General features: G+C 40.4%; 8 protein-coding genes. All 8 read right to left on the bottom strand.

Annotation, left to right across the window (positions count from 1 at the left end; translation table 11 throughout):
* Positions 1-34: 34 nt before the first annotated feature.
* The 8 genes from dnaK to thrS all read right to left on the bottom strand — a co-directional run bounded on the left by dnaK (position 35) and on the right by thrS (position 12,360).
* Positions 35-1,939: a molecular chaperone DnaK gene (gene dnaK, locus FZF08_RS21880; protein ID WP_159473315.1), complete on the bottom strand. Its 1,905-nt coding sequence runs from the start codon at positions 1,937-1,939 to the stop codon at positions 35-37.
* 346 nt (positions 1,940-2,285) lie between these two features.
* Positions 2,286-5,300, bottom strand: coding sequence for a CotH kinase family protein (locus FZF08_RS21875; protein WP_159473312.1), 3,015 nt, complete (start codon positions 5,298-5,300; stop codon positions 2,286-2,288).
* Positions 5,301-5,419: 119 nt separating this feature from the next.
* Entirely contained in the window at positions 5,420-7,966 is a 2,547-nt protein-coding gene (locus tag FZF08_RS21870) for a phosphocholine-specific phospholipase C (protein ID WP_159473309.1), read from the bottom strand.
* Positions 7,967-8,168: 202 nt separating this feature from the next.
* Positions 8,169-8,798, bottom strand: a complete 630-nt coding sequence (locus tag FZF08_RS21865) for a DUF937 domain-containing protein (RefSeq protein WP_200837149.1) — start codon at positions 8,796-8,798, stop codon at positions 8,169-8,171.
* Between the two features lie 97 nt (positions 8,799-8,895).
* Positions 8,896-9,240: a 50S ribosomal protein L20 gene (gene rplT, locus FZF08_RS21860; RefSeq protein ID WP_137343242.1), complete on the bottom strand. Its 345-nt coding sequence runs from the start codon at positions 9,238-9,240 to the stop codon at positions 8,896-8,898.
* A 107-nt stretch (positions 9,241-9,347) separates the two neighbouring features.
* On the bottom strand, positions 9,348-9,542 hold the full coding sequence (gene rpmI / locus FZF08_RS21855; protein ID WP_159473306.1) for a 50S ribosomal protein L35: 195 nt from the start codon (positions 9,540-9,542) through the stop codon (positions 9,348-9,350).
* 212 nt (positions 9,543-9,754) lie between these two features.
* A complete protein-coding gene (gene infC, locus FZF08_RS21850) occupies positions 9,755-10,306 on the bottom strand; it encodes a translation initiation factor IF-3 (protein ID WP_137343244.1) in 552 nt (183 codons plus the stop codon).
* A 107-nt stretch (positions 10,307-10,413) separates the two neighbouring features.
* Positions 10,414-12,360 (bottom strand): threonine--tRNA ligase, encoded by a 1,947-nt coding sequence (thrS, locus tag FZF08_RS21845; RefSeq protein WP_159473303.1) that lies wholly within the window; start codon positions 12,358-12,360, stop codon positions 10,414-10,416.
* Positions 12,361-12,376 lie beyond the last annotated feature (16 nt).

Raw genomic sequence — 12,376 nt, 5'->3', positions numbered from 1 at the left:
AACTTTCGAAGGGGATTTTTTTAATTCATATTCCTTATTTTACTTCTTCGAAATTCACGTCTGTTACGTCTTCCGCACCAGTACTTTCGCTGGCCTCTCCATTTCCCTGTGGGTTAGGAGCGCCTTGCTGACCTTCGCCTCCCTGAGCATACATCTCTTGGGACGCAGCCTGCCAAGCAGCGTTAAGTTTTTCCATTGAAGAATCAATAGCAGCCAAATCCTGAGTCTGGTGTGCTGTACGCAATTCAGCAAGAGCACCTTCAATTGCAGTTTTATTTGGTTCAGACAATTTATCTCCGAATTCTTTCAACTGTTTATCCGTTGAGAAAATCAGACTGTCTGCACTATTAATCTTTTCAATTTTTTCACGTTCCGCTTTATCCGCTGTTTCGTTCGCTTTCGCTTCTTCACGCATACGGTTGATTTCAGCGTCTGTTAATCCACTTGAAGCTTCAATACGGATTTTTTGTTCTTTTCCGGTTCCTTTATCTTTTGCAGAAACATGCAGGATACCATTTGCATCAACGTCAAACGTTACTTCAATTTGAGGAGTACCGCGTTGTGCTGGTGGAATATCAGATAAATGGAAGCGGCCCAAAGTACGGTTTTGATTCGCCAAAGGACGTTCTCCTTGCAAGATGTGGATCTCAACAGAAGGCTGGTTATCAGCAGCCGTTGAGAATACCTCCGTTTTCTTGGAAGGGATAGTCGTGTTAGCTTCAATCAATTTTGTAGAAACACCACCCAAAGTTTCGATACCAAGAGACAAAGGAATAACGTCTAACAAAAGAACATCTTTCACTTCACCTGTTAATACACCACCTTGAATTGCAGCTCCAACGGCAACAGCTTCATCAGGATTAACACCTTTCGAAGGTTTTCTTCCAAAGAATTTCTCAACTTCTTCCTGAACACGAGGAATACGGGTTGATCCACCTACAAGAATAACTTCGCTGATATCACTGTTTGAATAATTTGCGTTTTTCATCGCTCTCTTGCAAGGTTCCATCATGCGTTGGAACAAGCTGTCTGCCAATTGTTCAAATTTGGCACGAGTCAATGAACGAACAAGGTGTTTAGGAATACCATCTACCGGGAAAATGTAAGGTAAATTGATTTCCGTTTGTGTTGAGCTTGACAATTCAACTTTTGCTTTTTCAGCAGCTTCTTTCAAACGCTGCAAAGCCATAGGATCTTTTGTAAGATCTACACCTTCATCCGTTTTAAATTCGGCAGCAAGCCAGTTGATAATTACCTGGTCAAAGTCATCACCACCAAGGTGCGTATCACCGTCAGTTGATTTTACTTCGAAAACTCCGTCTCCCAATTCAAGTACCGATACGTCAAACGTACCACCACCTAAATCGAAAACAGCAATTTTCATATCGATATGCTGTTTGTCAAGACCGTAAGCCAAGGCAGCAGCAGTTGGTTCGTTTATGATACGTTTTACATCCAAACCAGCAATTTGACCTGCTTCTTTGGTAGCCTGACGTTCAGCATCATTGAAATAAGCCGGAACAGTAATGACTGCTTCTGTTACTTCTACCCCTAAATAATCTTCAGCAGTTTGTTTCATTTTTTGCAAAATGAATGCAGAAACTTCTTGCGGAGTGTATAAGCGATCTCCAATTGGAATTCGTGGTGTGTTGTTTGGACCTTTTTCAACACTGTATGCGATGGTTTTCATTTCACTGGAAACCTCGTCATATTTTTTACCCATGAAACGCTTGATGGAGCTAATCGTATGCTTGGGATTGGTGATTGCCTGACGTTTGGCAGGCGCACCTACTTTACGTTCGCCATTATCCATAAATGCAACCACGGAAGGAGTCGTACGAGCACCTTCGCTATTTGCGATTACGACAGGCTCATTACCTTCCATGACAGCTACGCAGGAGTTCGTGGTTCCTAAGTCTATGCCAATAATTTTTCCCATTGTTATATATTAAAGTTAAATATTTGATTCAGATTTTCGACTATGAGCTTTCTCAATTTCATGTCGTGTTTCATTACTCTTTAAAAAGCCCGTACCAGACGATACAAATTAATAATTGCAGTGACAAAGTGTCAGTTTTGACAGCCTTAATATTTGTCTGCAAACGGCATTATTTATTGATTTTTTGAAGAGAAGGATTAAACTTTTAGTGCCATGCGAAAAATATAAATTCATTATATCTCTGCATGGCACTAAAAATTATATTATATTAATTTGCTGAATAACAATGCGTTAATTATTTTCATTTGGTCGTACCAGGAAGCCTTGTAAGTTGATCGTAATGTGGTTACTGCTTAACAAATCTGACACTTTCGGTTCGGCCTTCACTATTGGTTAGCTGGATAATATACATTCCTGTTCTCAGTTTTGAAACCGGAATTTGGATTACGTTAGATGTCATTACTTTTTTGTCTGAGCTTACAATTGTGCCATTTATGTCAGTAATTGAATATTTAGTCCAGGGAAGCAACTGATCCAGCGATATATTCAAAGTTTCAGAAACCGGATTTGGCCATAAGTTGGTCAGGTTAAAAATTCCCATATCAACGGCAACTGCTCTGGAATAAGTTAAGCTACCGTCCAGATCAACCTGCTTCAAACGGTAATAATTAAGATTAGGAAAAGGTTGTTCGTCAGTCAGCTGATAGATCTGATGGACTTTTGAATTAGAAAATCCTTTAACCAGGCCAATCGATGACCAGCTCTTTACATCTGCTGAACGTTCAATTTCAAAATAGTCATTATTTGTTTCTGACGTTGTTTCCCATCTTACCTTGACTTTATTCTCATCTTTTTTTGCATCAAAGAATTTAAGTGCTACCGGCAACGCACCGGAAGAAAAAAAGGCTTTGTAATTTAATGCATCTGTCGCAGACGTTACAGTAAGTACGGGATCCGTGGTGCTAACACCATTTTTGTCTTCCCAGCGAAGGAAGTGAAAACCAGTTTTTGCAACCGCAGTTAGTTTTATTGGAATTGTCTGGAAATATATGCCTGTCCAGGGATAGGCTGTGCCCGGAATACCTATGGTTGTTGGTAGTATGTCGATGGTATTAATTTTTACATAACCTTGCCCCGCATCAGATACATCAACGGTAAGATTAAAGTTGGCCAGAGCAGTTCCGTATAACGTGCGGACATGGTCCCTGTAAAAAGGGGGGCGTTGAAGAACGAAATTTTTAACCACATCAACATTCTGGTTCCAGTTGTTCATATCACCCGGCGCACCCCAACGCGCAATATGATCAGGCATTAATGGCGTATATTGTGCCTTTATCTGATCCAGTAGGGCAGAAGCACGTGATGGCAAAAATGTTGTATTCAAAAGATCAGCCAGACGATTGGTAAAATAGATTTTATAATCAGAATTTTCCAAAAGCTTTTTCAGTACAATCGCCATAGGACCTGCCGCAGGTGCATTCATGGCTCCGGGAATTGAATTGCCGCTGGGGACAGACATACTCAGATCCGTATCAAACAACATCCATCTCCATCTGCCGTCTTCATAAAAAGATGCGTTTGGATCATAGCTTGCCGTTTTATATCTCCACAAACGCATGTTTTTGAACGGCCAGTCCCCATTGCCGCTGTAAATTTCCGAGATCTGGTAATCGGTATAATTTTCCAGATCAATGATCGTTTTTAATGTATTGTAATTTGCTTCAACAGTAAGAGAATTGTTGTTGACGAAATTCAGGAACTCGTTGTATTTTGTAATGTCTCCCTCTTCGACTTCTGATCCTTCAACCGATATAATATCAACCTTATCTTCATTAATATCATATTTTTTCTTGAGATAAAATTTGTCGTAACGCTCGGTAATATTATGAATTCCCCAATATTCCGAATTAATAAACAGAATAGAAGGCCTGGATAGCTGTGTGTCAAAAGGGAGATGTCTTACCAGATTCTGGAAATAAGAATCCCGGAGCATGGTAAGGGGAGTGTCATTTCCTGAGTTTCTTAGCAATATTCTTTTAGGATATAAGGTAGGGTTTTCAGGGAAAATTGAATAGTTAAATTCTGTATCGCTGTAAAGACGCAGTGTTTTTTGTCTCAATGATCTGGTACATCCACCATGTAAACGAAAACCAATTTGTTGATTTAGAACCGGGTTGTTATTGTCAAAATATTCAATATTTCCATCACGCTGCCAATCATCACCGGCCCATGAGAAGTTGGCAAAAGTACAAACACTTGCAGGTGTCGTAGGGTTGGAGGCTCTAAACTTGTCAAAAGTAATACCGGGAGTGTAGATACCTGTATTATATTCAAAAAGGGAAGTTTCGGTAGTAGCCAGTGAAAGGACAGGAACCGGATATTTTGAAGCTCCTCCGTTATTTATAAAATAAGTTTTGGTAACCGTTTCGCTGGGGTTATATCCACTTTTAAATACCTTGACCCGAACCACAGTACCTTTATATATTTTCCCGGATGGTACTTGTGGATTGACTGTGAATGTTGAATTTTTGAGGGAAACTTTGTTATCTGCGGTAGATCGGTCTGTGATAGATATTGGATTCTGGTATACCGTGGAAGAAAAGCCGTCGGTAGAAAGTCCTTGACCAACGCCCATAGCCTGTGACTCCTGGTCAGGAGTACCGTTTTCGTTGTACTTGTTTTTATATGCCCAGAAATTTAGATTGTTGTTGTTTTGCGGATCTGATCCATCCAATGAATACCGTATGGTAACACCATCCATTGGATGGGTAATTGTTAAAGCAAAACCTGAACTCTTAAAACCTGATGAAGCAGAAAATACGGGCGGTTCCAGCGTGGGTAGCTGCGTAGTACCTGTTGCATTACTTTTGCCTGGAGATGAGGTTGAATAATTCACAAAGTTGGTACTTCCATCCGGACTGCGACCGTAAGAAACATCAGTTTGCTGAGCACCGAATGTGACTGCGTCAATTGTTTCTAATTCAGGAGAGGAAATTACCACGTCTTCACCTGAGGCGGACAAACTGAAGGATACATGAAGTGCGCCCCTTGCCGGTGCGCTGCTTGCCCAGATGATGATAAAACCTTTTGAGGGAATTTTCGTGAGACTACTTCCTGTGGGCATTTGGTATTTGTTGGGAGTAGCTGCCTTATCGCTTAAAAAATACCCGGCAATATCAATTAAATGGTCCGTTGGATTGTAGATTTCAAACCAGTCTTCGTGAGCACCGGTTGCATCCGTAAGACCGTTATTGTTTGATGCAACGATTTCATTAATTAAAAGAACTTCTTTTGCAATTGTCGTCTTAGGTAAAATAAGCAGAATCAAAAGCGGGATTGTGATGGCTAAAAGTTTTTTCATTGATGTCTGGATTAAATTTGAAATATTCTATTTCATCCAAAAATAAGATTAAACCATGCCAATTAGAAATTTAATTATTTAGTGGTAACCGGCTGTGACATTCCGGTTACCACTAAAATTTAGGCTATTATTCTGGCCATGAGCGGGTCACTTGCACTTTCTTTACCAGTTTCAACATGTCCTGCAAATCTCTTTTCCATTGATTTAAATCCGGCAATTTTCAAGCTGACATCATACCAATTGGAACTCTTTTCAAGATTGATAATAATGACAGATGCAGAACCTTTTGAAGTGGCTATATCCAGCACTTTGGTTTGCATAGCCGCTTTATACGCATTGTCAATAATCTCGACAGAATGCTTGTTTTTTGTATCCAGGTTCTTGATTCTTACTTCAAGATTTCCAGTAGGTTTATTATTTTTATCTATCTGATATGCACAGTTGACTTCAATAAGCGGATCGTTTGCATTTCCAAGATATTCACGAAAAAAGCCATTCGGGCCATAAACGCGCAGATGATAATTGCCATTTTCGAAGTTTTCAACTGGATAAGAGTCCCGAAGAGTATCACCTGCCTTTACAGCGTAATTCCAGACTTTTACATGCTCATCCTGATATTTTCCAGGCGCGTAAACCATAAAGGGTGCGCCATCCGAATTTTTTCCAAAAAATTGGTTACCCGATTTCAAGCTGAGATTAAACGATTTTTTGTCAAAGCTTAAATTCCCATCTACATAAAGTTCATACGGAAGGGCGCAGGCTGGTCTTGTCCCTTTTTCCTGTTGTGGCATATGGGGGGAAGAAGCGGGATCCTGGTTTATTTTTGCAACTTCCTCAGCTGAAAGTGATTTGTATCCATTTGGAAGTGCTTTAAACTTTGCATTATGGATTCCTTCGATAAAAGTATCGCGCTCGATGAAAGTTGGCAGTGGTATTTTTTTGCCGTCGTAAGGTTTGAAAGTCGAAGTTAAATCACCACAAATAGTCCGCCGCCATGTACTAATATTTGTTTCTTCAATTTTTTTGCCGGATTTATGGCTGGTGAATTTTTCCAAAAACTGGATCACCGAAGTATGATCAAAAATTTCAGAACAAACACTTCCTCCACGATTCCATGGCGAAGCAACCAAAAGTGGAACACGGAAACCTAATCCTATCGGACTTTCACGCGATTCCCTTTTTGATTTTTTCTTCATATCCTGTTCCAAAGTCACAAATTCAACTTTGGTATCAATCCCTTCCGATGTTTTTCCGGTATCTTCTTTATATGGATTTGGAACGACATAAGGTGGAACGTGATCGAAATATCCATCATTTTCATCATAACACAGAATGAAGATGGTTTTTTTCCAAACCTCGGGATCTTTTGTCAAAATATCCATAACCTCGGATACATACCAGGCGCCATACCAGGGAGATGTTGGGTGGTCTGAAAAATTCTCAGGAGCTATAAGCCAGGATACCGTTGGAAGTTTTCCGGTTTTTACATCATCTCTAAACTGATGTAAAACATCTCCTTTTGGAAGTTTTGTTTCTCTTTCAGTTTGTCCATCGTGATATTTTAAGCTGGAAATCTCACGGTAATCCGGGTCGTTTATATTGGTAGTAAATGCTTTTTGGTGAATATTTTTTTCTCTTTGGGACAATTTTGCAAAGTTTTCCGGAGTCCACTCTGCCATTTCTTTCGTTACGATTTTTTGTAATTCAAGTTTTTCTGTCAGGGACTTTTTTGCAGCGTCAATCTCTTTTCCCGAAACAGTTAATGTTTTAATTTTCGTTTCGAGTTCTGTAATTTCCTTAGGTAACTTTCCTGATTGTTCTTTAAGATATTTTTGAAATCCTGTCGCATAGCGCACGTGATACTGGCTAAACCACTCGATCGGATTATCGGTGAAGTTTGACAGCCACGAATCCTCTTCGCCTTCAAAACCGGATGTCAAACTGATCTCATTCTGATATATTCTCCATGATACACCATTATCTTCCAATCTTTCCGGAAATGTAGTCCAGCTGGCCTCTTTGTCATAATCAACATTCTCGTTGCGAATATTTGCATAGGCCTCTGGATTTTGTTTTTCACGCACAGTTCCGGTCCATAAGAAAAGTCTGTTGGGTGTAGTTCCGGTTAGTGAAGAGCAATAATTTTGGTCGCAAACCGTAAATGCGTCAGCAAGTGCGTAGTAAAACGGTATATCTTCACGGTTGTAAAAACCCTGAGTCAGCGGCATTTTTGTATAATCCTTGTGCCCCGCCTGTTTAGCGATCAGCCATTTGTCATACTTTCCTCCGTTTCTTGCATCCACCTGATTTGGCCATGAGTGGGGTAGGGAGCCCATCCACGTGGCATTGGATTCTCTCATATTTAGGCGAAATGGAGTATAGGTTTCACCAGCCGCATTAGTTTGCAGCCACACAAGATTTTTGTTTGGTAAGGTTATTGCCCTCGGATCATTAAATCCTCTGACGCCCCGAAGGGAGCCATAACAGTGGTCAAAAGAACGGTTTTCCTGCATCAGGATCACCACATGTTCCGCGTCCAGGTAAGTCGTTCCTGCTTTGGGGTCTATGGCTAATGCTTTTTGAATAGAAGTAGGTAGTACACTGAAAAGACCAGCTCCACCAGATAGCATTGCGGCCTTTTTGATAAATTCTCTTCTTGAGTCCATGGGTAAAATTTAACGGGTTTGGGAAATCACTCTCAGTAGTACCTGAAATTTTTGCTAAAGTACCACGCTTCTGATTTTCGGCTTGTTAAATTTAGGTTATCTTTTGCTGGAAGAAGAAATATTAGATGTTTTTTTAAGCCAAAAAAGCGGTGTGTCGGGAATAATTCCTGACACACCGCTTTTCATTTATCTTTTCGTAATATTATTTGCCTCCAAACAGACCGCCAAGCATTCCACCCAAATCAAAACCTTCTTCTTTTGGTTGATTTTGAGTGGCAGCGTTGTTATTTCCTCCACCCATAAAGCTTTTTCCAATAGACATCACATCATTCATATCCAGTTTTCCGTCAGCCAGGGCATAACCGATCTGATTGAAATCGAATCCTGAACTCGCTGCACCTGCCGCAGATGCTGCTGTGGCTCCTCCACCACCAAGCAAACCTCCAATAACACTATTGAAATCAAAACTATTGTCTGAGGGATTGCTTGTTTTATTAATTAGGCTTCCTAAAACGCCTGGAAGTACTGATGAAACAATTCCTCCCGCGGAACTGTTGCTAAGACCAAATTTTTGCATGATTGCAGAAACAGCATTTCCTGCGATTGAAGCTACGATTGGGTTGTTCATGATGCCTCCTCCGGTATCTTTTCCGGAAAGAAGTCCCATAATTCCCTGAATATTTCCTGATTGTGCGTGATCCTGAAGGCCTCCGGTAATTGATTGCGTTATAGTCTGCATCACCTCTGCATTCTGACTATTCGGGATTTCCGGGTTTTGTACTACTGCTTGTTGCGAATGTTCCTGAACAAGGCTTAGAAGTTGGTCGAGCATGATTAATTCGATTAGTTGTATATAGCTTAGACAATAATTGTGCTAAAAGTAACGATACAACTAAACATAAAAAAACCCGCCGAAGCGGGTTGCTGTTTTATTTAACCTGATCAACGACTGCTTTAAATGCATCCGGGTGATTCATTGCCAAATCGGCAAGTACCTTACGGTTTAGCTCAATGCCTTTTGCATTAATTTTACCCATAAGAGCAGAATATGATAATCCGTGTAAACGTGCTCCAGCGTTAATACGTTGGATCCACAATGCGCGGAAGTTACGTTTCTTTTGTTTACGGCCTTTGTACGCGTATTGCAATCCACGCTCAACGGCGTTTTTCGCTACGGTCCAAACATTTTTACGACGGCCGAAATAGCCTTTCGCTAACTTTAACACTTTTTTACGTCTTGCGCGTGACGCAACATGATTTACCGAACGTGGCATAATAGTAACTGTTTTTGATTGACGGCGCCCATTGTGGGACTTAAAGGCCGGCTATCGGGTTGAACAAAAAACCGAAATGGTATTTGAATTTTTATTGGCTTTTCGAATTACTTCGCAAGCAATGCCAATACTTGTTTGTGGTTAGACACATCAATAAGACCTGTTTTAACCAATCCACGCTTACGCTTGTTTGATTTTTTGGTCAGAATGTGACTGTGAAACGCGTGTTTGCGTTTAATTTTACCAGTACCAGTAAGCGCAAAACGCTTTTTAGCACCAGAATTGGTTTTCATTTTAGGCATGATACAAAAAAGTAATAGTTGAAAAAATATAAAACAGCGCGCAAAATTAGTGAATTTCAGTGTAAAACAAAAATCGTGTTAAAGACAATTGTCTTTAACACGATTTTTTATTCCTTGAAAAAGAAAAATATATCTATTAAATCAAGCAGTGACCTTCGAACGTTTTACATTAGCTAAACGCCAATCGCTAAAAGCCAGCAGCTAAATAAAATCTATTTTTTCGGAGGCAACGGAGCCAGAATAATTGTCATTCTTTTTCCTTCAAGTTTCGGTTCCATTTCCACTTTACCATATTCGGTTAGTGCTTCTGAAAACTTGTTAAGCAAATTAACACCACGTTCTTTGAAAACGATCGTACGACCTACAAAGTGAACGTATGCTTTTACTTTTGAACCTTCTTTAAGGAAATTGATAGCATGTTTAAGCTTAAAATCAAAATCATGATCATCAGTGTTAGGGCCGAAACGGATCTCCTTGATGACAACTTTTTGAGCTTTTGCTTTAATTTCTTTCTGTTTCTTCTTTTGCTCGTACTTAAATTTTGAATAGTCAACTACTTTACACACCGGTGGAACAGCGGTAGGTGCGATTTCAACTAAATCAAGATTCTGTGTTTTTGCGATTGCTCTCGCGGTATTTATATCTACAACGCCAGCTTCAATGTTTTCGCCTACCAGACGAACTTCTTTTGCTGTGATACGCTCATTGATTTTGTAAGGTTCTTCTACTACTCTGAAACGTCCACTCGGGGGTCTTAATGCCATATTACTTGGTTTGGTGATTTTTGTTTTTTTAGATGGAAATCAGAAAATTAACAATGCTGTGACAAAAATAGTGCGTTAATACGGGAATAATAAGAAAAATTGTAAAATCATCCAATTATTTTTGCTTCTTTTTGAAAATACGTGGCAAATTCTTCAATTGTCATGCTTCCCAAGTCACCTTCACCTTTTCTTCTGACCGATAATTTGCCTTCGGCAGCTTCTTTTTCTCCAACGATTAACATAAAAGGAACTTTGGTAACTTCCGCATCACGGATTTTGCGACCAATTTTTTCGTCACGATGATCAATGAAACCACGGATATCAAATTCTTGTAGTTGCGCAAATACTGATTCGGCATACTCCGCGTACTTTTCTGAAATTGGCAGAATCGCAATCTGATCGGGCGATAGCCACAATGGGAATTGTCCCGCTGTGCTTTCAATCAAAATCGCAATGAAACGTTCCATCGATCCGAACGGCGCGCGGTGAATCATTACCGGGCGATGTTTCTGGTTGTCAGAACCTGTATATTCAAGTTCGAAGCGTTGCGGAAGCTGGTAATCAACCTGGATTGTTCCAAGCTGCCATTTTCTTCCCAAAGCATCACGCACCATGAAATCCAGTTTCGGCCCGTAAAATGCTGCTTCACCAAGTTCTGTAACCGTGTTTAAGCCACGTTCCGCAGAAGCTTCGATAATCGCACTTTCAGCACGTTCCCAATCTTCATCTTTCCCAATATATTTTTGCTTGTCGTTAGGATCACGAAGTGAAATCTGTGCGCTGTAATCTTCAAAACCCAAGGATTTGAAAACATACAACACAAGATCAATTACACGAATAAATTCTTCCTTCACCTGATCCGGACGACAGAAAATGTGTGCATCATCCTGGGTAAATCCACGAACACGTGTTAAACCGTGTAATTCTCCGCTTTGTTCGTAACGATAAACGGTTCCGAATTCTGAGAAACGCAACGGCAGATCCTTGTAAGAACGCGGTGAAGTTTTATAAATCTCGCAGTGATGCGGGCAGTTCATTGGTTTCAACAAATATTCTTCTCCTGGATTTGGCGTTTTAATTGGCTGGAAAGAATCCTTGCCATATTTATCCCAGTGACCAGAAGTTACGTATAATTCTTTGCTACCAATATGCGGAGTAACAACCGGCAAATAGCCTGCACGGGATTGTGCTTTGCTCAAAAATGCCTGCAAACGCTCACGAAGCATGGCACCTTTTGGAAGCCACAAAGGCAAACCCTGACCTACTTTTTCCGAGAAAGCGAACAATTCTAGCTCTTTTCCCAGTTTACGGTGATCACGTTTTTTTGCTTCTTCCATCAAAACTACATACTCTTCCAGTTCTTTTTGTTTTGGAAAAGTAATCCCGTAAATACGGGTCAGCATTTTGTTTTCCTGCTTGTTGCGCCAGTATGCGCCAGCTATATTGGTCAGCTTCACAGCTTTGATAATTCCTGTATTTGGAATATGTGGTCCGCGGCAAAGATCTGTAAATGCACCTTGTTCGTAAAGCGTGATGGATCCGTCTTCCAGGCCGTCAATCAATTCTAGCTTATATTCGTCACCTTTTTTGGTAAAGAAATCAATAGCATCCTGTTTGCTGATTGGAATACGTTTGTATTCATTTTTCTGACGTGCCAGTTCAAGCATTTTCGCTTCGATCTTTGGAAAATCATCAGAAGAGATTGTGTTTTCACCAAGATCCACATCGTAATAAAATCCTTTTTCGATTGAGGGACCCGTACCTAATTTAACGCCTGGATATAGTGCTTCCAAAGCTTCCGCCAATAAGTGGGCGGAAGAATGCCAGAATGTTGATTTTCCATCTTCATCATTCCATGTGAGCAATACTACAAGTGAATCTTTTTCAATGGCGCGCGTAGGATCCCACACTTCGCCGTTTACTTTGGCCGCAATGACATTACGCGCCAGACCTTCACTGATACTCAACGCGATACCGTGGGCAGTGATGCCTTTTTCGTATTCGCGCACGCTACCATCGGGCAGGGTTATTTTAATTAGAGACTCGTCTTTCATTCAAAAAATAATTCTA

Origin of the sequence: Dyadobacter sp. 3J3 (genome assembly GCF_009801115.1) — a bacterium.
GTDB lineage: Bacteria > Bacteroidota > Bacteroidia > Cytophagales > Spirosomataceae > Dyadobacter.
This window is presented reverse-complemented; position numbering and strand designations above follow the sequence as displayed.

Bases quoted from the DNA above. Each gene is read 5' to 3' on its own strand.
- dnaK (WP_159473315.1), bottom strand. From the start codon at position 1,939: ATGGGAAAAATTATTGGCATAGACTTAGGAACCACGAACTCCTGCGTA.
- FZF08_RS21875 (WP_159473312.1), bottom strand. From the start codon at position 5,300: ATGAAAAAACTTTTAGCCATCACAATCCCGCTTTTGATTCTGCTTATT.
- FZF08_RS21870 (WP_159473309.1), bottom strand. From the start codon at position 7,966: ATGGACTCAAGAAGAGAATTTATCAAAAAGGCCGCAATGCTATCTGGT.
- FZF08_RS21865 (WP_200837149.1), bottom strand. From the start codon at position 8,798: ATGCTCGACCAACTTCTAAGCCTTGTTCAGGAACATTCGCAACAAGCA.
- rplT (WP_137343242.1), bottom strand. From the start codon at position 9,240: ATGCCACGTTCGGTAAATCATGTTGCGTCACGCGCAAGACGTAAAAAA.
- rpmI (WP_159473306.1), bottom strand. From the start codon at position 9,542: ATGCCTAAAATGAAAACCAATTCTGGTGCTAAAAAGCGTTTTGCGCTT.
- infC (WP_137343244.1), bottom strand. From the start codon at position 10,306: ATGGCATTAAGACCCCCGAGTGGACGTTTCAGAGTAGTAGAAGAACCT.
- thrS (WP_159473303.1), bottom strand. From the start codon at position 12,360: ATGAAAGACGAGTCTCTAATTAAAATAACCCTGCCCGATGGTAGCGTG.